At 66.3% G+C, this 22,977-nt stretch carries 2 protein-coding genes; both read left to right on the plus strand.

What is annotated here, in order from left to right:
* Nucleotides 1-2 precede the first annotated feature (2 nt).
* Nucleotides 3-6,548 (plus strand): non-ribosomal peptide synthetase, encoded by a 6,546-nt coding sequence (locus P0R31_RS09835; protein WP_275513901.1) that lies wholly within the window; start codon nucleotides 3-5, stop codon nucleotides 6,546-6,548.
* A complete protein-coding gene (locus P0R31_RS09840) occupies nucleotides 6,541-22,974 on the plus strand; it encodes a non-ribosomal peptide synthase/polyketide synthase (protein ID WP_275513902.1) in 16,434 nt (5,477 codons plus the stop codon). The genes P0R31_RS09835 and P0R31_RS09840 overlap by 8 nt, the downstream gene beginning before the upstream one ends.
* Nucleotides 22,975-22,977 lie beyond the last annotated feature (3 nt).

Raw genomic sequence — 22,977 nt, forward strand, 5'->3', positions numbered from 1 at the left:
GCATGGCTGACACGGCAAAGCCGAGCTTACGCGATCTGGATCCCCAGCAGATGAGAAAGCTCGTCGCGCTGGCCAGGAATCGTGGCCGGAGTGACGCTAGCGCTATCCCGGTGGTGGCGCGGAGCGGATCGTTGGAAATGTCCTTTGCGCAGCAGCGGCTCTGGCTGCTGGCGCAGCTCGATGGTACGAATTCCAGCTATCACATTCGCGGCGCATTGCGGCTTACGGGCGAGCTCGATCTCGAAGCCTTGCGTCGCAGCATCGATCGTGTATTCGCGCGCCACGAAGCGCTGCGCAGCGTCTTTCGCGTGGTGGACGAACAGCCGCGCGTGGTGCTGCTGCCGACGGATGAACGTGTGCCGCTGCTCGAACATGATCTGAGTGGTCGGGACGATCGCGAGCAGGAGCTGGCGCGCCTCTGCCGCGAGGAGGCCGCGACGCCGTTCGATCTCGCCGCAGGACCGTTGGTCCGCGGTCGCCTGATCCGGATGGCGGAGCGAGACCATCTCTTCTTGCTCACCCAGCATCACATCGTCTCGGACGGCTGGTCGATCGGCGTGCTCATGCGTGAGCTCGGTGCTCTCTACCGGGCGTTCGCCGCAGGCAAGGACGATCCTCTGCCGCCATTGGCAATTCAGTATCCGGACTATGCCGCCTGGCAGCGCCGATGGCTGTCGGGCGAGCGCTTGCAGCGGCAGGTCGATTATTGGCGAGAAGCGCTCGCGGATGCCCCTGCCGTGCTCGAATTGCCGACAGACCGGCCGCGTCCGCCAATCAGGTCGCTCGCCGGCGCGTCCCTGCCGATCGAGATCGATGCGGAGCTCGCATCCGGTATCAGGCGACTGAGCCAGGCGTATGGCGCCAGCGCCTTCATGACGGTGCTGGCAGCCTGGGCAGCCGTGCTGTCGAGACTCTCCGGGCAGACGGATATCGTGATCGGGACGCCGACGGCCAATCGAGGCAGGCCGGAGATCGAGGGCCTGATCGGATTCTTCGTCAACATGCTGGCTCTCCGCGTCGATCTCGCGGCCGAGCCGAGCGTCACCGAGCTCCTCCGCCGCGTGCGTGCGGCGGCGCTCGCGGCGCAGGATCATCAGGATCTGCCGTTCGAGCAGGTCGTCGAGATCGTTCAACCGCTGCGACGGCCGGAGCAGACGCCGGTCTTCCAGGTCGTATTCGCCTGGCAAAGCAACGACATGGGAGCCCTCGAGTTGCCTGGCCTCAAGGCCGAGGTCGCTGATATTCCGCTGCAACAGGTCAAGTTCGATCTCGAGCTCAATCTCGGCGAGATGGACGGGCGCATTGTCGGCTCCCTGAATTATGCGACGTCGCTGTTCGACGAGGCGACGATCACGCGCCATCGGGGCTATCTGTTGACCGTGCTGCGGGCCATGATCTCCGATGCGGACCAGGTGGTCGACCGGATCGATATCATTGGTGTCGATGAGCGCAGGCGCGTTCTGGACACGTGGAACGAGACGACCACGCCGTTTCCCTCCGAAAGCTGCATTCACGATCTATTTGCGGAGCAGGTGAGAAGGGCGCCGGATGCCATTGCGCTGGCGCACGAGGACGTTCGTCTGAGCTATAGCGAGCTCGATGCGCGAGCGAACAGGCTTGCGCGGCACTTGATCACCTTGGGATTGGTGCCGGATCAGCCCGTTGCGATCTGCCTGCCGCGCGGCATTGCCATGGTAGTAAGCCTGCTGGCCGTGCTGAAGGCGGGCGGTGCCTATCTGCCGCTCGATCCCGCTTATCCCACAGAGCGGCTACGTCAGATTATCGACGATGCCAGGCCGCGCCTGCTGATCGCAGACGGCACAGGACGCGCGATCATTCCGGATGGGACCTGCGAGATCGTCGACCCCGATGCAGGCACAGGGCAGGCGACCTCGGATCCGAGTGGTCTCGTCGAAGGACTGACTGCGCGAAGCCTCGCGTACATCATCTACACGTCCGGCTCGACCGGCCGGCCGAAGGGGGTAATGGTCGAGCACCGTGGCCTGGTGAATCTGGCGTTGGCGCAGCGGGCGTTGTTCAGCGTCAATTCGAGCAGCCGCGTCGTGCAGTTTGCCTCGCTCAGCTTCGATGCCAGCATCTGGGAAATCGTCATGGCGCTGTGCTCGGGCGCCGCGCTGTTTCTGGCCGGCACGCGCGAGCATCAGGACACCACGGCATTGTTCGGCTATCTCGCGGACAACACGATCACGCATGCGACCCTGCCGCCGGCGATGCTGCACGGGCGGACCGATCTCGAACGGCTCGCCTCGTTGCGGGTTCTCGTTCTTGCCGGTGAATTGCCCAAGGCCGAGCTGGTCAAGGGATTGCCTCCTGGTATTGCCGTCTTCAACGGTTATGGGCCGACGGAGGCAACGGTTTGCGCCACGAGCTGGTTGCGGCATCAGGGTTTTGACGGCGACGCCGCTCCGATCGGTCGACCGCTGCCGAATGCGCGAATCTATCTTCTGGACCGGTTCGGTACGCCCGTTCCGCTCGGCGCGGTGGGCGAAATCCATATCGGAGGGGTCGGTGTCGCGCGCGGTTATCTCAATCGCGCCGATCTGACGGCGGAACGCTTCGTGCGCGATCCCTTCTGCGGCGATGCGGATGCACGCATGTACCGCACCGGCGATCTCGGCCGCTATCTCCCGGATGGCAATATTGCGTTTCTCGGCCGCAACGACCATCAGGTCAAGATCCGTGGCTTTCGCATCGAGCTCGGCGAGATCGAGTTTCGGCTCAACGAGCACGCCGACGTGGCCGATTCAACCGTGCTGGTGCAGCGGGATCACGGTGGTGACGCGCGGCTTGTCGCCTATGTCGCCGTACGTCGCGGCAATGGCGCGGGGCTCGATGCCAATGAATTGGCCAGCGCGTTGCGCGATCACCTGCGTGCGTGTCTGCCGGACTACATGGTGCCGTCAGCGTTCGTAAGTCTCGATGCACTCCCGCTCACGCCGAATGGCAAGGTCGACCGCAAGGCGCTGCCGGCGGCGGAGAACGATGCATATGCGCGGCGCCGTTTCGAGCCGCCGCGAGGCGAGGTCGAGCAGATTGTCGCAAGTATCTGGGCCGAGCTCTTGGGCGTCGAGCGGATCGGACGCAGTGACCACTTCTTCGAGCTCGGCGGCCACTCGCTGCTCGCAGTGCGCATGCTGGAGCGATTGCAGCGGCATGCGCTGAAGGCGGATGCGCGCATGCTGTTCGCGAAGCCGGTGCTGGGGGACTTTGCCGCCAGCCTCGATGGCGGCGTAGAAGCCGACGTTCCGGTCAATCGGATCACCCAGCAGACGACGGCGATCACACCGGAATTGCTGCCGCTGATCACGTTGACACAATCCGACATCGACAGCATCGTGGCCGGCGTTCCCGGCGGCGTCGCCAACATCCAGGACGTCTACGGCCTCTCGCCGCTTCAGGATGGCATCCTCTTCCATCACCTGCTGTCGAAGGAAGGCGATCCCTATCTGCTGGTTGGCCGGATGGCTTTTACTGACCGCGGCCTGCTCGATCGTTATCTCGACGCGGTCCGGCAGGTGGTCGCCCGTCACGACATTCTGCGAACGTCCATCGTGTGGAACGGACTGTCCACGCCGGCACAGGTGGTTTGGCGGCAGGCGCCCTTGGTCGTCACCGAGGTCGTGCTGGATGGCGAAGGTCCGGCGGATGAGCAGCTGGCTCGACGATTCGATCCGCGTTTCCATCGGATTGATCTTGGACAGCCGCCATTGCTGCGCTTTGCGCTCGCCGCCGATCCAAAGGGCGGGCGCTGGCTGCTCCTGGTCCTGCTGCATCACCTCATCGGCGACCATTCCACGCTCGAGGTGATGCACGACGAGGTGGTGAAGATCCTGTCCGGGCGAGTTCACGAATTGCCGCCGCCCTATCCGTTCCGGAATCTGGTGGCACAGGCGCGCGGATCGGCGGCGACCGCGGAGCATGAGCGCTTCTTCCGCGGCATGCTCGCCGACATCGACGAGCCGACCACGCCATTTGGGCTGGACCGGGTGCATGGCGACGGTGCCGGCGTGGCCGAAGCCCGACTGATGCTGCCCGAGAGCTTGAACGCAAGGCTTCGCGCGCAGGCGCGGCGGCTGGGCGTCAGCCTCGCCAGCCTTTGCCATCTCGCCTGGGGGCAGGTGGTGGCGCGAACCAGCGGGCGCGAGCACGTGGTGTTCGGGACTGTTTTGTTCGGTCGCATGCAGGCCGCCGCGGGCGGCGATCGCACCATGGGCCTGTTCATCAACACCTTGCCGCTGCGGCTCGATCTCGACGACACAGCGGTCGAGGACAGCGTTCGTGATGCGCATCGTCGGCTGACCGAGCTGATGGCACACGAGCACGCCTCGCTGGCGCTCGCGCAGCGATGCAGCGGCGTCACGGCACCCGCGCCTCTGTTCAGTGCGATCCTGAACTATCGGCACAATGCAATGCCGGCGGATCTGGCTGCCAACAGGGAGCACTCCGCGATCGAATGGCTCGGTGGCGAGGAGCGTACCAATTATCCGCTGATGCTGGCCGTCGAGGATTATGGCCAGGCGCTTGGTCTGACCGCTCAGATCGTTGATCCGTTCTCGGCTGATCGCATCTGCGCCTTGATGCAGCAAGCGCTCGACCAATTGGCCGATGCGCTGGAACATGCGCCGCGTGCGCCGGTCCGGCAGCTCGACATTTTGCCGCTCGAGGAGCGTCAGCTTTTGCTGGACGTGTGGAATCGGGCGCTGGCGCATTATCCGCAAGACCGATCATTCGTCACGCAGTTCGAGGCGCAAGTCCGGAAGTCGCCGCAAGCGATCGCGCTGGTGTACGGCGAGGCGGAGCTGAGCTATGCCGCGCTGAATGCACGCGCCAACCGGCTGGCGCGACGATTGCGGGATCACGGCGTCGGGACCGAAATCGTGGTCGGGCTGGCGCTCGACCGCGGCGTCGGGATGCTGGTCGCGCTGTTGGCGGTGCTGAAGTCCGGCGGGGCCTATTTGCCGCTCGATCCGGATTACCCGCCGGAGCGGCTGGCGCACATGCTGCGCGACAGCGGCGCGGCGCTGGTGCTGACGCAAGAGAGATTGCGCGATCAGTTCGCAGCCATCCTGGCGGAGACCGGCGCAGAGGCCTGGCTCGTTGATGGACAGGACGGCGAGGGCGGCGATGCCGGCAATCTCGATGTCGCCGTCCACGGCGAGAGCCTCGCCTATGTGATCTACACCTCAGGCTCGACCGGTCTGCCCAAGGGCGTGATGGTCCGCCATGACGCCGTGATCAATTTCCTCGCGACCATGGCGGAGCAGCCCGGCATGTCGGCCGGCGACCGCGTGCTGGGGCTGACCTCGCTGTCTTTCGACATCGCGGTGCTGGAGCTGTGGCTGCCGCTGACGATCGGCGCCTGTGTCGTGCTGGTGGATCGTGCGGCCGCGCATGATCCTGCCAAGCTCAAGGCGATCGTGCAGCGGCATGGCGTGTCCGTGATCCAGGCAACGCCGTCGACCTGGCGCATGCTGCTCGATCACGACGGCCCTGCACTGCCGGCGAGCTGCCGGGTGCTGTGCGGCGGCGAGGCGCTGCCGCCGGATCTGGCGCGGCGGCTGGTGGCCCAAGCCGGCGAGGTCTGGAACCTGTACGGCCCGACCGAGACCACGGTGTGGTCGGCGCGCCATCGGCTCGATGCGAGGGACGATCGTCCGCGGCTGGGCCGCCCGATCGGCAACACCACGCTTTACGTTCTCGACGGTGACCTCAACCTCGCACCGGTCGGCGTTGCCGGCGAACTCTATATCGGCGGAAGCGGGCTCGCCCGCGGCTATTGGCGGCGCGGCGGCCTGACCGCGGAGCGCTTCATCCCTGATCCCTTCGGTCCGCCGGGGGCGCGGCTGTACCGCACCGGCGATGTCGCGCGGTGGCGATCCGACGGTGTGCTCGATTATGTCGGCCGGGCCGACCACCAGGTGAAGATTCGTGGCTTCCGCATCGAGCTCGGTGAGATCGAGGCGCGGCTGCAGGCGCAGCCGGGCGTTCGCGCCGCCGTGGTGGTGGCGCGCGAGGCCGGCGCCGGCCGTCAGTTGGTCGGCTATGTCAGCGGCGAAGCGCTGGATGGGGCGGCGCTCAAAACAGCGCTGTCCTCGACGCTGCCCGACTACATGGTCCCGGCGCGGATCGTGGTGCTGGAGCGTCTGCCGCTGACGCCGAACGGCAAGATCGACCGCAAGGCATTGCCGGCGCCGGATCAGCTCGCGGCGCCCGCCCAGCAAGTGGCGCCGCGCACGCCGGCGGAGGTCGCATTGGCCGCGATCTGGGCCGATCTGCTGCGCCAGCCCAATATCGGCGTCACCGACAACTTCTTCGAGCTCGGTGGCGATTCCTTGATCGCGGTCCAGCTCGTCAGCCGCATCAAGCGCGATCTCGGCCACGACCTGCCGCTCAATCGCCTGTTTGAACTGACGTCCGTTGAAACCATGGCTGCTGCGCTGAGCCTGGAGAGCGAGACCGACAAGCGAAGCGACGACATCGTAGCGATGCTCGACATGTTGAAGGAAGTCGAACTGTCCGATGAGTGACACGGCAACCACGCAAAAGCAGCAGCTGCGCGACATTTCACGGCGCCTGATGCGTCTCGATTCCGGCAAGCAGCACGCGTTCCTGTCGCAGCTCGCGGCGAAGGGCGTCAACCTCGCCATGCTGCCCATCGTGCGCCAGGAGCGAAAGCGGGCGCCGCTGTCCTTTGCGCAGGCGCGCCTCTGGTTCCTGTGGCGGATGGATCCGTCCAGCGCCGCCTACAACATATCGGCGACGGTGCGCGTGCGCGGCCAGCTGCAACCACGCGCATTGCAACAGGCGTTCGATATGCTCGTCGCCCGCCACAGCGCGCTTCGTACCGTGTTTCGGCAGGAAGGGGAGCAGGCCGAACAAGTCATTCAGCTTCCGCAGCCGGCCGCATTGCGGCACCTGGCCCTTGATGGCGACGACCGCGAACGGCAGGCGCGCGAGCTGGCGCGGCAGGAGGCCTCGCTGCCGTTCGATCTCGAGGCCGGCCCGCTCATGCGCGCGGCGCTGCTGACGCTCGACGAGCGCGATCACTCCCTCGTCGTCAGCCTGCACCATATCGTGGCCGACGGCTGGTCGATGGGCGTGCTGGTTGACGAGTTCTGGAAGCTGTACGCGGCATTCGCACGCGGTGAAGCGCCGGCGCTGCCTGAGCCGGAAATTGACTATGCCGACTACGCCGAATGGCAGCGTCTCTGGATGAGCGCGGTCGATGGCGAACGGCAGGTCGGCTACTGGACCAGGCGTCTCGCCGATCCGGCGGTGCTCCAGCTGCCGCTCGACCGGCCGCGCCCGGCAGTCCCGGACCTGGCGGGATCGGCACTTCGCATCCCGCTCGACCCGGCGCTAGCCGATGGCTTGCGCGCGCTCGCGCGGCGGCATCGCACGACCCTGTTCGCCGTCCTGCTGGCGAGCTTCAAGCTGCTGCTCTATCGGTACACCGGACAGTCCGACATCAACATCGGCGTGCCCGTCGCCAACAGGCATCGCGATGAAGCGCGCGGCGTGATCGGTCTGTTCGTCAATACCCAGGTGCTTCGCACGCAGATCGACGGCCGCGCGGCGATCGCGGACTTCATTGCGGTGGTTCATGCGGCCACTGTCGAGGCACAGGAGAACCAGGACCTTCCGTTCGAACGTCTGCTCGAGATCCTTCAGCCCACGCGCAGCCTGAGTCAGAATCCACTGTTCCAGGTCCTCTACAATCACCAGCGTCGTCGGGCGTCGGCTAGTCTACCGGATCGGACCGGTCTACAGATCGAGACGATCGATACAGAGGTCGATACCGTCAAGTTCGACCTCGCGCTCGATACCGAAGAGGGGCTGTCAGGCGAGATCCGCGCCGTCTTCACCTATGCGACGGCGCTGTTCGAGGCGGCGACGATCGAGCGTCTTGCCGCGCATTGGACCACGATCCTGAAGGCCATGGTCGCCGACGACGCGCGAGGGATCGCCGATGTGGCGTTGCTGTCCGAACAGGAACTGGGGCAGTTGCGGCAATGGAATCGCGCAGATGACGAAACGGCAAGCTCATCGTTCACACCGGTGCATCGGACGGTTGCACGGCTGGCCGCCGAAACGCCCGACGCGCCGGCGCTGGTCTTCGGCGACGATGAAATCAGCTATGCCGAGCTCAACCGTCGCGCCAATCGCCTCGCGCGCCGCCTGATCCGTCTCGGCTTCGGGCGCGACGACCTTGTCGGCGTCTCGGCACGGCGTTCGCCAGACCTCGTTGCAGCGCTGCTCGCCATCTTGAAGACGGGTGCAGCCTATCTGCCGCTCGATCCCGAGCATCCGGCCAGACGACAGGTCGGCATCCTCCGCAATGCCGGCGCGCGTGTCGTGCTGGTCGACGCGGATGGTTCGGCGTTGACGGCGCCGCCGGCTGGCGTCGAGGTCGTTCCGCTCGGCGCGGTCGATTTCGTGGGGGAAAGCGAAAGCGATCCGGAGATCGCGGTGGTGCCAACCAGCCTTGCCTATGTGATCTACACCTCCGGCTCCACCGGCATCCCCAAGGGCGTCGCAGTCGAACACGGTCCGTTCGCCATGCACTGCGAGGTGACGGCCGGGCTCTACGACATGGATCGGCACTCGCGCGAGTTGCACTTCCTGTCCTTCACCTTCGATGGCGCCCATGAGCGGCTCTGGACCGCATTGACCTGCGGCGCCGCGCTTGTGATGCGGGATGCCGACCTGTGGTCGGCCGAACAGACCATCGAGGTTCTGCGCCGGCAGCGCGTCACCAATGCCGGGTTCCCACCCGCCTACCTGCAACAGCTCGCCGATTTCGCGATGTGGCGTGGCGATCCGCCGCCAGTCGAGCTGTACTCGTTCGGCGGCGAGGCGATGCCCAAGGCCGGCTTCGACAAGGTCAAGCGCGCGCTCAAGCCGCGCACCTTGATCAACGGCTACGGGCCGACCGAAACCGTGGTTACGCCGCTGGTCTGGAAGGTCGATGCGAGCGAGGAGATCGACGGCAACTATGCCCCGATCGGTCGCCCGGTGGGCCGCCGCTCGGCCTACATCCTGGACAATGATCTCAACATCGTCCCGGTCGGCGTGACCGGGGAACTGTTCATCGGCGGCGAGGGACTGGCGCGCGGTTACTGGCAGCGCGCCGAGCTGACGGCGGAGCGCTTCGTCCCTGATCCGTTTGGCGCACCGGGCGCGCGTCTGTATCGCACCGGCGATCTGGCACGCTGGCGTGCCGATGGCGTCATCGAGTATGTGGGCCGGTCCGATCATCAGGTGAAGATCCGCGGCTTCCGGATCGAGCTCGGCGAGATCGAGGCATGGCTGATGCGGCAGGCCAGCGTGCGATCGGCCGTGGTCGTTGCCCGTGAAGCCGGCGTCAGCCGTCAGCTGGTCGGCTATGTCGCCGGCGATGGGCCGTTCGACGAAGCGGCGATGCGCGCGGCGCTCTCGGATGAGCTGCCCGACTACATGGTGCCGGCCCGCATCGTGCGATTGGACCGGCTGCCGCTCACCGCGCACGGCAAGGTCGATCGCGATGCCCTGCCGGCGCCTGAGATGCCGGCCGCAACCACCGCGCATGTCGCGCCGCGCTCCGCAGTCGAGACGGTGCTCGCTGCGATCTGGGCCGAGCTGCTCGGCCAGCCCGCCATCGGCGCCACTGACAATTTCTTCGAGCTCGGTGGCGATTCGATCATCTCGCTGCAGCTGGTCGGCCGGGCGCGCCAGGCGGGCCTGCTGATCGAGCCGCGTGACGTCTTCCGGCATCAGACCTTGCAGGATCTGGCGCGCGTGGCGCGGAGTGAAGACAAAGCGGAGATCGTCGCCGCCGAGGTCGATCTCGACGGCCGCGAGCACCTGCTGCTGCCGATCCAGTTGCGGTTCCTCGGTGAGGATGCAGGGGACCGTCATCACTGGAATCAGGCCGTCCTGCTGATGCCGAAGTCGCGGCTCGACTGGAAGCTCGTCGAGCTCACGCTTGCCGCTCTCGTCGCGCATCATGAAGCCCTGCGCCTGCGCTTCGAGGAGATCGATGGCGGTTGGCGCGCGACCTACGGCGCTACGCCGCCAACGTCCGAGCTGCTGTGGACTCGTGGTGACCTCCAGGATGCCGCCGCAGTCACGAAGGTCGCCTCACAAGCTCAGGCCAGCCTGTCGCTGGCCGGGCCGCTGCTGCGTGTGGTCGGCATGGATCTCGCGGACGGTAGCCAGCGTCTTCTGGTGGTGGTGCATCATCTCGTCATTGACGGCGTGTCATGGCGTGTGCTGCTCGAAGACTTTGCAACGGCGTACGATCAGCTCCGCCAGGGCGCGGCTTCAGTCGCGCTGGCGAGGAGCGACTCTTATGCATCCTGGGGCGCGCGATTGCAGGCCTATGCTGCGACCGACGAGCTGGCAGCCGAGTTCGACTATTGGTTGGAGCGAGGATCGCATGCAGCGTTTCCCTGCGATGACGATCATGGCGGGGTAGATCGGGTTGCCGACGGCGAGGAAGTCCTGCTGGCGTTCGACGCCGGATTGACCACGCGGCTGCTGAAGGAAGCCACGACCGCCTACCGCACCCAGGTCAATGATCTCCTGCTGGCGGCACTCGCGCGTGCCGTCTCGCGCTGGAGCGGGACTGAGGATGTCGTCGTCGAGCTCGAAGGCCATGGCCGCGAGGATGTCTTCGCGGGCGCCGATGTATCCCGCACCATCGGCTGGTTCACCACTGCTTTTCCGGTGCGGCTGCCGGGTGGCTCCGGGGACGATGCCTCGCTGATCAAATCCGTCAAGGAGGAGCTTCGGGCCGTTCCCAACCGCGGCTTGGGGTACGGCGTCCTGCGTCATCTCGGCACCGAGGCGCAGCGGAGCGCCCTGGCGGCACGTCCCGAGCCGCGCATCGTCTTCAACTATCTCGGCCAATTCGATTCCAGCATGGGAGAGAGTGCCCCGTTTCGCCTTTCGCCCGAGAGCTCGGGGCCGATGCGCAGCGAAAGCGCGCCGCTTGGCCGCTGGGTCAGCATCAACGGTCAGGTCGGCGAAGGACAGTTGCGCCTGTCGTTCAGCTATGGCCGCAGGCGTTACCGGCGCGCAACGATCGAACGTCTCGCCGAGCATTACGCGGCTTCCTTGCGCGAACTCGTCGCGCATTGCACGGGCGGCGCCCGCGGCATCACGCCGTCGGACTTCGCCTTGTCGAAGCTGAAGCAGGCTGATCTCGACGCGCTGGTCGCAACGATCGACTGCCGCGAGATCGAGGACATCTATCCGCTGTCGCCCATGCAGCAGGGCATGCTGTTCCATGCCCTGCGTGATGGCGAGAGCGGCAATTACGTCAACCAGATCGGCCTGGAGATCCGTGGTCTCGAGGCCGGCAGGCTGCGCGCAGCCTGGCACGAGATCAGTTCGCGCCACGCCGTGTTGCGAACCGGATTTGCGTGGCGCGAGCTGTCGGGGGCCGCGCAGCAGGTGGTCTATCGCTCTGCGCCTTTGCCATTCGATGAAGAAGACTGGCGCTCGCGGGCGGCCGCCATGGAAGAGGAGGAGCTGCGGGTTGCGCTCGCGGGAATTGCGCAAGCCGAACGTACCAGGGCATTCGATCTGTCTCAGGCGCCATTGCAGCGGGTCCGGCTGATCCGGCTCGACGAGGCGCGCCACTGGCTGATCTGGACCCACCACCATATCCTGCTCGACGGCTGGAGCGCCGCGCGTCTGATGGCCGAGATCCTGCAGCACGAACGCGGCGCACGCTTGCCAGCAGTGAAGGGCCGCTATCGCGACTACATCGCGTGGCTGCAAAGGCAGGACCGCGAGGTGTCGGCCTCGTTCTGGCGATCGGCCTTGGCCGAATTGGACGAGCCCAGCTTCCTAGCGGACACGGTGGGACGACCTGCAGCCCGCGGTGCTTCCGGCCATGGCTCGCTGGACCAGCTGCTCACGGCGGATCTGACGGCAAGCCTGCAAGCCTTTGCGCGGCGCGAGCGCGTCACGCTCAACACGCTGGTGCAAGGCGCCTGGGCGCAGCTGCTGCGTCGTCACACCGGCCAGCGCGCGGTCTGCTTCGGTTCGACGGTCTCCGGCCGACCGGCCGAGGTCAGCGGGGCCGAGGAGATGGTCGGCCTGTTCATCAACACGCTGCCCGTCGTTGATCAGGCAAGCCCGCAAACCGAGATCGGAGCGTGGCTGCGCGATCTCCAAGCGCGCAACACGGATTTGCGCGATCACGGCTGGATGCCGCTTTACGAAATTCAGCGACTTGCCGGCCGCTCCGGTCGCGCGCTGTTCGACAACATCCTCGTGTTCGAGAACTATCCGATCGATCAGGCGCTGCGGGGCGAGAGCGAAAGCGGACGCCGGTTCGGCCGGGTCGAGCAGGTCTCGATTACCAATTATGCGCTGACGGTGGCGGTCTTCGCCAAGCCCGACGGCATCAATCTGGGCTTTCGCTACGATCGCAGCCGCTTCGACGACGATCATATCAGATATCTGCAGGCCTCGCTGTCGCAACTGCTGGCCAGGATCGTGGCGGACGCCTCGCGGCCGCTGGGCGCGCTGGACAGCCTCGATGCTGATGAGGAGCAGAGATTGCTCGGCTGGGGCGGCAGCGCCGAGCGGGCACCGAAGTTTGGCGACAGCATCGTCGCGCAGATCGAAGCCCGGGCCGCGGCCTCGCCGTCGTCGATCGCGTTGATCTTCGGTGAACGGCAGATCGGCTATGGCGAGTTGAACGCGCGTGCCAATCGCCTGGCATCGCGGCTGCGGGGGCACGGGATCGGCCGCGACCGGCTGGTCGGCTTGGCGCTCGAGCGCAGCGTCGAGCTGATCGTCGGCGTTCTGGCCGTGCTGAAGGCCGGCGGCGCCTATCTGCCACTCGATCCCGACTACCCGTCCGATCGCCTGCTCCACATGCTCCGTGATAGCGAAACGGCGCTGGTGCTGACCCAGGAGCGGCTGCTTCCGCATCTGGCCTCTGTAATCGCGGATGCGGACGCCGAGGCCTGGACAATCGACGGCGAGGGTGAAGCTCGGATCGAGGCGCCTGCCGGCAATCCCGACCCGGCGCTTCATCCGGACAGCCTGGCTTATGTGATGTACACGTCGGGCTCGACCGGCCTACCCAAGGGCGTCGCCTGCTCGCATCGCGCACTCGCGGCACGGCTCGGCTGGATGCAGGCGGAGTATCGTCTCGATCCTGCCGAGACCTTGCTTCACAAGACCCCGTTCAGCTTCGACGTCTCGGTCTGGGAGATATTGTGGCCGCTCGCAACCGGCGCGCGGCTCGTGATCGCGGCTCCAGGCGCGCATCGCGAGCCGCGACTCCTGGTGGACGCCGTCATCGCCCATGACGTGACGACGCTGCACTTCGTGCCGCAGATGCTCGAGCATTTCGTGACCGAGCCCGGCGCGGCGCGCTGCACCTCGCTGAGGCGCCTGTTTGCTGGCGGCGAGGCGCTGTCGCTCGATCTCATGACGCGTGTGTGTGCGGCGTTCCCCAATGTGCGGTTCGACAATCGCTACGGACCGACCGAGGCTCTCATCAACGCCACCTATTGGACCTGTCGCGACGAGGATGGAACGCGCGTGCCGATCGGACGCCCCATTCCCGGCGTGACGATCCGCATCCTCGACGCCGATCTGAACATGGTTCCGGCAGGCGTGACCGGCGAGTTGTTCATCGGCGGGGCCGGTTTGGCGCGGGGCTATTGGCGGCGCGAGAAGCTGACGGCGGAGCGCTTCATTCCCGATCCCTTCGGGGAGCAAGGCGAGCGGCTCTATCGGTCGGGAGACCTGGCGCGCTGGCGCGCCGATGGCGCGATCGACTATGTCGGACGCGCGGATCACCAGATCAAGATCCGCGGCTTCCGCATCGAGCTCGGCGAGATCGAGACGCGGTTGCTCGAGCAGCCCGGTGTTCGCTCCGCCGTCGTGGTGGCGCGCGATGTCGGCACCGGCCGTCAGCTTGTCGGCTATGTCAGCGGCAGCGGCGAGTGGACTGAGGCAGCCTTACGGGCCGCGCTGTCGGCCGTCTTGCCGGATTACATGGTGCCGCCAAGAATTGCCGTGCTGGAGCGGCTGCCCTTGATGCCGAGCGGCAAGGTTGATCGCCAGGCGCTGCCGGCGCCCGATATGGCCCATGGCCACGCGGATCATCAGGCGCCACGCACGCCGACGGAGATCGCCTTTGCAAAGATCTGGGCCGAGCTGCTCGGCCGGTCGGCCGTCGGCCTCACCGACAATTTCTTCGAGCTTGGTGGCGATTCCATCATCTCGCTCCAGATGGTGAGCCGCGCCCGGCGCGTCGGGTACCTGATCGAGCCCCGCGACGTATTCCAACATCAGACGCTCGAAGCTCTGGCGCGCGGGGCGCGGACCGAGCAGCGCACGGGGACGCTCGCCCATCAGGGGCAGGTCACCGGCTCGCATCCGCTCTTGCCGATTCAGTCCCGCTTCTTTGCGGACGACATGGAGAACCGGGATCATTGGAATCAGGCGGTGCTGTTGCAGCCGAGAGAACGTCTCGACTGGGACGTGATGCGGCGCGCGCTCGCCGCCGTGGTCGATCATCATGACGCACTGCGCCTGCGCTTCGCGCAGAGGCAGGGGAGCTGGCATGCCGAGCACGGCTCTGCTCCGGCAGCGGATGCGCTGCTCTGGGTGCGGCAGGCGATCGACCGGGTCGCCGTGACGGCGCTGGCATCGTCGGCGCAGGCAAGCCTGTCGATCTCCGGCGGGGAGCTGTTACGGGCGGTCGGCATCGATGTCGCCGATGGCAGCCAGCGTTTTCTGATCGTGATCCACCATCTGGTAGTCGACGGGGTGTCATGGCGCATTCTGCTGGAGGACATCGCCGCAGCTTACGCGCGGCTTGGAAACGGCGACGCCACGGTTGTGCTTCCGCCCAAGAGCCACGCGTACGCACTGTGGGGACAGCGCTTACGGACCTACGCAACGTCCCCTGAACTGGCGGCGGAATTGCCTTACTGGGCCAGCCGCGGCGCGCATGCGGACATTCCCTGCGACGACGATCATGCCGACCTCGATCGCATGGCGGATGCCGATGAAATCCTGCTGTCGTTCGAAGAGCAATGGACGCAGCGCCTGCTGGCGGAGGCGCCATCGGCTTATCGTACGCAGATCAATGATCTCCTTCTTGCCGGCCTTGCACGCGCCGTCTGGCAGTGGAGTGGGCAGGACGACATTCTCGTCGAGCTGGAGGGGCATGGCCGCGAGCATCTGTCCGGCGATCTCGACCTCTCGCGCACGGTCGGCTGGTTTACGACGGCCTTTCCGGTGCGATTGGCCGGTGGCTCGGAAGATCCTTCGTCATTGGTCAAGACCGTGAAGGAGGAGCTTCGCGGCATTCCCGGCCGCGGACTGGGCTACGGCGTATTGCGTTATCTTGGCTCCGAAGAGCAACGCTTGGCGCTATCGCATGCCGGCGAGCCGAAGATTGCGTTCAACTATCTCGGACAGATCGATGGGGGCGATGAGGCGGTGCTGTTCAAGATGGCAGCGGAAAGCGCCGGCCCATCGCGGGATGCATCGAGCCCGCTGCGACGCTGGCTGAGCGTGAACGGCACGGTGCGCGATGGTCGGTTGTTTCTATCGTTCGGCTTCGGCCGCAAGCGCTATCGGCGCGAGACGGTCGAGCGGCTGGCCGCGTTGTACGAGGCTGCGTTGCGTGAGCTGGTCGATCACTGCACCGGCGGCGCTTGCGGCCTGACACCATCGGATGTGGCATTGTCGGGGCTGGGTCAGACCGAGCTCGACAGGCTTGCGCTCGATTGGCGCGAGATCGAGGACATCTATCCATTGTCGCCGATGCAGCAGGGCATGTTGTTCCATGCGATGCATGACGGCGAGAGCGGGCTCTACGTCAACCAGGTCGCGGCGGAGATCCGTGGGCTGGAAGCCGGAAAGCTGCGCCGCGCCTGGCAGGCAGCCAGCGATCGTCACGCGGTGCTGCGGACGGGATTTGTTTGGCGTGACCTGTCTGGCGCGCCGCAACAGGTCGTCTATCGACGGGCCGAGGTGCCTTTTGTCGAGGATGACTGGCGGGCACGGAGTGCGACGTGGGACCAAGCGCAACTGGACGCAGCGCTGGCCGCTGTCTCACGGCAGGAGCAGGCCGCCGGGTTCGACCTGTCGCGACCACCCTTGCAGCGGGTCCGGCTGATCCGGCTTGGCGACGACAGGCATTGGCTGATCTGGACGCATCACCACATCCTGCTCGATGGGTGGAGCTCGGCGCGGCTGATCGCCGAGGTGATGCAGCATAATGGCGAGGGCCGTCTGCCGGCACTGCATCACCGCTATCGCGACTACATCGCGTGGCTGAAGGCCCGCGACAGCGACGCGTCGGCGGCGTTCTGGCGCAACGCGACGGCAGAACTGGACGAGCCGAGTTTCCTGGCGGGCAGCCTCGCCGAACCGACGGGCGCGCAATCGTCCGGCCACGGCACGCTCGCGCTTGAGCTGGATTCTATACTGACCGGACGCTTGCAGGAATTTGCGGCGCGCGAGCGGATCACGATGAACACGCTGGTGCAGGCGGCATGGGCGCAGTTGCTGCGACAGCATACCGGGCAAGGCACGGTCTGCTTCGGTGTCACCGTGTCGGGCAGACCGCCGGAACTCGCCGGCGCCGAAGAGATGGTCGGCCTGTTCATCAACACGTTGCCCGTCATCGACGGCGTCAGCCCGCAGCAGGCCGTCGGCGCATGGCTCCGCGAGTTGCAGGATCGCAATCTGGCCTTGCGCGAATTCGGCGCGACGCCGCTATATGAGATCCAGCGGCTGGCAGGGCGCCCCGGACGGCCGCTGTTCGACAGCATCCTGGTATTCGAGAATTACCCGGTCGACCGCGCGCTGATCGGACAGAACCGGCAGATCCAGGTCGGCGAAACCCGGATCGTCGAGACCAGCAACTATCCCTTGTTCGCCAGCATCGGCGTCGATGAGCGCCTGCGCCTCGTCTTCAACTATCACCGCAAATATTTCGATGAGGCCCAGATCGCACGGCTGCAGCGAGCCTTTGTGCGGCTGATCGAGGCGCTGAGCATGGATGCCGATCGACCGGTCGGGATGATCGCGGCCCGCGATCCCGCGGATGACGTCCTGCTTGCACGGGCGAACGATACGCGTCGGGATGAACCGCGCGCGGGGATCATTGCGCAGTTCGAGGCGCAAGTCCGGAAGTCGCCGCAAGCGATCGCGTTGGTGTTCGGCGAGGCGGAGCTGAGCTATGCCGCGCTGAATGCACGCGCCAACCGGCTGGCGCGACGATTGCGCGATCACGGCGTTGGGACCGAAATCGTGGTCGGGCTGGTGCTCGACCGCGGCGTCGGGATGCTGGTCGCGCTGTTGGCGGTGCTGAAGGCCGGCGGGGCCTATTTGCCGCTCGATCCGGATTACCCGCCGGAGCGGCTGGCGCACATGCTGCGCGACAGCGGCGCGGCGCTGGTGCTGACGCAAGAGAGATTGTGCGATCAGTTCGCAGCCATCCTGGCGGAGACCGGCGCAGAGGCCTGGCTCGTTGATGGACAGGACGGCGAGGGCGGCGATGCCGGCAATCTCGATGTCGTCGTTCACGGCGAGAGCCTCGCCTATGTGATCTACACCTCAGGCTCGACCGGTCTGCCCAAGGGCGTGATGGTCCGCCATGACGCCGTGATCAATTTCCTCGCGACCATGGCGGAGCAGCCCGGCATGTCGGCCGGCGACCGCGTGCTGGGGCTGACCTCGCTGTCTTTCGACATCGCGGTGCTGGAGCTGTGGCTGCCGCTGACGATCGGCGCCTGTGTCGTGCTGGTGGATCGTGCGGCCGCGCATGATCCTGCCAAGCTCAAGGCGATCGTGCAGCGGCATGGCGTGTCCCTGATCCAGGCAACGCCGTCGACCTGGCGCATGCTGCTCGATCACGACGGCCCTGCACTGCCGGCGAGCTGCCGGGTGCTGTGCGGCGGCGAGGCGCTGCCGCCGGATCTGGCGCGGCGGCTGGTGGCCCAAGCCGGCGAGGTCTGGAACCTGTACGGCCCGACCGAGACCACGGTGTGGTCGGCGCGCCATCGGCTCGATGCGAGGGACGATCGTCCGCGGCTGGGCCGCCCGATCGGCAACACCACGCTTTACGTTCTCGACGGTGACCTCAACCTCGCACCGGTCGGCGTTGCCGGCGAACTCTATATCGGCGGAAGCGGGCTCGCCCGCGGCTATTGGCGGCGCGGCGGCCTGACCGCGGAGCGCTTCATCCCTGATCCCTTCGGTCCGCCGGGCGCGCGGCTGTACCGCACCGGCGATGTCGCGCGGTGGCGATCCGACGGCGTGCTCGATTATGTCGGCCGGGCCGATTTCCAGGTGAAGATCCGCGGCTTCCGCATCGAGCTCGGTGAGATCGAGGCGCGGCTGCAGGCGCAGCCGGGCGTTCGCGCGGCCGTGGTGGTGGCGCGCGAGGCCGGCGCCGGCCGCCAACTGGTCGGCTATGTCAGCGGCGAAGCGCTGGATGGGGCGGCGCTCAAAACGGCGCTGTCCTCGACGCTGCCCGACTACATGGTCCCGGCGCGGATCGTGGTGCTGGAGCGTCTGCCGCTGACGCCGAACGGCAAGATCGACCGCAAGGCATTGCCGGCGCCGGATCAGCTCGCGGCGCCCGCCCAGCATGTGGCGCCGCGCACGCCGGCCGAAGCCGCATTGGCCGCGATCTGGGCCGATCTGCTGCGCCAGCCCAATATCGGCGTCACCGACAATTTCTTCGAGCTCGGTGGCGATTCCATCATCTCCCTGCAGATGGTGAGCCGCGCGCGGCGCGAAGGCGTGCTCATCGAGCCGCGCGATGTGTTCCGGCATCAGACCATCGAGGCGCTGATTGCGTCGTCCCGAGATGTCGAGCCCGATAAGGAAGACCCCGCATCGGAGCGCGGCTCGCTGGCGGGACTCTCCAGTGAGCAGCTCGGACGGCTCGGTCTGGACTGGAGCCGCGTCGAGGACGTCTATCCGCTGTCGCCGATGCAGCAGGGCATGCTGTTTCACAGCCTGCGCGATGCCGGCAGCGGCGTTTATGTCAACCAGGTCAGTGTCGAGATCCAGGGCCTCGACCCGGAACGGCTCGGCACAGCGTGGCGCGAGGTGAGCGCGCGTCATCAGATGCTGCGGACCGGCTTCCTCTGGCGTGAGCTCTCCGGCTCCCCGCTGCAAGCCGTCTATCGCGACGCCACCGTGCCGTTCGCACAGGAGGACTGGCGAGGGCAGGCGATCAGTGATGAAAGAATTGCGGCGGCCCTTGCCGATGAGCGCGCCGCCGAGTTCGATCTCCAGAGGCCGCCGCTCCAGCGGGTGCGGCTGTTGCGCTTCCAGAACGACCTGTATCGGCTGATCTGGACCTATCATCACATCCTGATGGACGGCTGGAGCTCGGCAAGGTTCGTCGGAGAAGTCCTGGAGTGCTATTACGTCGGTGCTGCCGCCGCGAATGCGACGCGCTACCGCGACTATATCGCCTGGCTGCAGGCGCAGGACGCCAAAGCTGCCGAAGCTTTCTGGCGCGAACAACTCAGGAGCTTCGATCAGCCGACGCAGCTCGCCGATGCCTTCGGCGCGCGCCGCCACCAGGCGCCCGGCCACGAACGCTGTTACACGCGTCTCGGAGAGGCCGCGACCGCCGAGCTGAAGGCGTTCGCGCGGCGCGAACGGATCACGCTGAACACCGTCGTCCAGGGCGTGTGGGCGCTGCTGCTGCAACGCTATTCGGGCCAGAACACCGTGACGTTCGGCGTAACCGTGGCCGGTCGTCCGGCCGGTCTCGACGGATCACAGCAGATGCTCGGGCTCTTCATCAATACGCTGCCCGTGATCGAAACGCTTCCGCCCGAAAGCCCGATCGGAGAATGGCTCCGCGCGCTGCAGGACCGCAATTCGGCGATCCGGGACTACGAGCATACGCCGCTCTATGACATCCAGGGCTGGGCCGGCCGCGCCGGTCAGACCATGTTCGACAGCATCATCGTCTTCGAGAACTATCCGATCGAACGCAGCATGCACCGCGGCGCAGGCGCATTGCGGTTCAGCGGCCTCAAGAATGTCGACGTGACGAACTATCCGATGGACCTCTCGGTGCTGGTCGAAGACACGCTCCAGGTCGAATACACCTATATGCCCAGCCATTTTACGGCGGCGCAGGCGGCGCAGATCAAGGCGCAGTTCGAGCACTTGCTGGCGGCGTTGACGCGGGACGCCACGGTTCCGCTCGGCAGCATCGATCCCGTGACGGAGCTCGACGCCGTCCTTGCGGATCGTTGCAATCGGCACGCGACGTCGAGCGCGCCGCTGCCGCTGGTGCATGAGACGATCAGCAGCCATGCGCGGCGTCATCCGGAGCGGACGGCGCTGACCATCGGCAGCTCGGTGCTCTCGTTCGGAGACCTCGAGCGCAGGGCCAACCGCCTGGCCCACCACCTGATCGCCCGCGGGCTCAAACCCGAGCAGCGCGTGGGCGTGGTGGTCGAGCGAACCGCAGTCACGATGATCGCGCTGCTGGCCGTGCTCAAAGCGGGCGGAGCCTACCTCCCACTCGATCCCGAGTTGCCGTCGGAACGCCGCGCATTCGTCATGCGCGATGCCGCGATCGCGTTTCTATTGACCGGACGGCTCGAGATCGATGGCATCCCGGATGGTGTCCAGATAATCTCGCTGTCCACGTTCGACTTCGACGAGGGAGCCGACCATTCGCCGCAACGTGAACTGCATCCCGAAAACCTAGCCTACCTGATCTACACTTCGGGCTCGACCGGGACGCCAAAGGGCGTGGCTGTCGGCCACGGTCCGCTGGCGATGCACTGTCACGTCACGGGCAGCCTCTACGAGATCGACGAAAGCTCCTGCGAGCTGCATTTCCTATCGCTGGCCTTCGACGGCGCCCATGAGCGCTGGCTCACAGTTCTGTCGCATGGTGCACGGCTGTTGATGCGTGACGCCGAATTGTGGACGCCGGAACAGACGGTCGAGAACCTGCACGCCCATCGCGTCAGCCATATCGGATTGCCGCCGGCCTACCTCCAGCAGGTCGCCGATTGCGTCGCGCAGAGCGGCAATCCGCCGCCGGTCAAGCTCTACTCGTTCGGCGGCGAGGCGATGCCGAAGGCGGGCTTCGACAAGGTCAGGCGCGTTCTCAAGCCACGTATTCTGATCAATGGTTATGGTCCGACCGAAACCGTCGTCACGCCGCTGGTCTGGAAGGTCGATGGCGCGTCCGAATGCGACACGCCCTACGCGCCGATCGGCCTGCCGGTCGGAGACCGTCGCGCCTACATTCTGGATGGCGCACTCGACATAATTCCCGCCGGTGTCGCCGGCGAGCTCTATCTCGGCGGCTTCGGCCTGGCGCGCGGCTATCACGGCAAGGCCGGCATGACCGCCGAGCGCTTCGTTCCTGACCCATTCTCGTCGACCCCGGGAGCGCGGCTGTATCGCACTGGCGATCTGGCGCGGTGGCGCGAGGACGGCACCGTCGAATATCTCGGCCGCAGCGATGACCAGGTCAAGGTCAACGGCTTCCGCATCGAGCTCGGGGAGATCCAGACCTCACTGCTTCGTCACGAGGCGATTGCGCAGGCGGCGGTGGTGGCAGTGCCGAGTGCAGCCGGAAATCAGCTCATTGCCTATGTCGCACCGAAGGCTGCAGAGGACGCCGCGCCTGATGCGGCCGAGACGCTGGTCGCGCGCTTGACCGGTTTCCTGAAGCTGATCCTGCCGGCCTATATGGTGCCGGCGCGGATCATGGTGCTGGAGCGGTTGCCGACATTGTCGAGCGGCAAGATCGACCGGCGTGCATTGCCGGCTCCCGATGCGTCGATGCGGAGCTTCGTCCCCCCGCGAACCCCGGCAGAGATTGCAATGGCGCGCCTATGGTCCGAGATCCTGGAGGTGCCGAAGGTCGGCGTCACCGACAATTTCTTCGAGCTTGGCGGTAATTCGATCCTGTGTCTCAAGGTCGTGGCGCGGGTCCGTCAGGACCAGATATTCGGGATTGAGATCAAGTTGCGCGATCTGCTTCAGAAGCCGACGATTCGCGCCTTGCTCGCCGGCAGCGCGATCGCGGCGTCCGCCGTCGCACCATCGGCGCTGCTGCCGCTGAATGCCGCGGTTCGCGGCGTGAACCCGGTCTTCGCTGTGCATGGCGGCTTCGGCACAGTGTTCGACTATGGGCCGCTGGCGCGCCGCCTCGAAGGGCACCGGCAGGTGATCGGGCTGCAATCGAGAATGCTGGTCGATCCCTCGTGGACCGACGCCTCCCTCGAAGCCATGGCCGTGGACTACGCGGCCGAGATCCGGCGGATGCAGCCGCGCGGTCCCTATAGCCTGGTCGGCTGGTCCTTGGGAGGACTGCTGGTCGGTCTCGTCGCGGCCGAGCTCGAACGCGGCGGTGAGCGCGTCGATCGTCTCGCGCTGGTCGACAGCTTCGTGCCGCGACAGCCGGACGGATCGAACCGGCAGGAGTCGATGGCACACTGGGCCGACGATCTCGCAGGATTGCTGTCGGCGGTTCTTCCGAGCGCTGCGGCCTCTCGCATCAAGGCGCAGGTCGAGGCATGGAAACGTGCTGATCTGCCGGAGACACCGGGGCACATTCGCGACCTCGTTGCTTCTGTTTTGGAGCAGGGCAGGGGCGCGAGAGCGGACGACGCCTCGCTCGGTGCGGATGATTTGTCCGCTGCATTCGCAGTCGGACGGCATCTCAACAGGCTGGCGCAGAACACCGCGCTGCCGCGGGGCCTCGAAGCCACGCCGCTCTGCTGGTGGACGTCGACCCGTCTGGCGCAGCGTGATCGGTTGGAATTGCACTTGCCGAAGGCGGTCGATCGCGGCCTCATTGGCGACAACCATTTCACGATCCTGAGGGATGCCGGCCTGCTCGATGAGATCTGCGGTCTGCTCGTGCCGGCGGCGGCGTCGACGATCGCGCAGGATACGGTCCCGGAGCCGGCGGAGTAAGCC

The organism is Bradyrhizobium yuanmingense, from assembly GCF_029167105.1.
Taxonomy (GTDB): domain Bacteria; phylum Pseudomonadota; class Alphaproteobacteria; order Rhizobiales; family Xanthobacteraceae; genus Bradyrhizobium; species Bradyrhizobium yuanmingense_A.

Excerpts from the sequence above, each read along its gene's own strand:
- P0R31_RS09835 (WP_275513901.1), top strand. The coding sequence starts at position 3 with ATGGCTGACACGGCAAAGCCGAGCTTACGCGATCTGGATCCCCAGCAG.
- P0R31_RS09840 (WP_275513902.1), top strand. The coding sequence starts at position 6,541 with ATGAGTGACACGGCAACCACGCAAAAGCAGCAGCTGCGCGACATTTCA.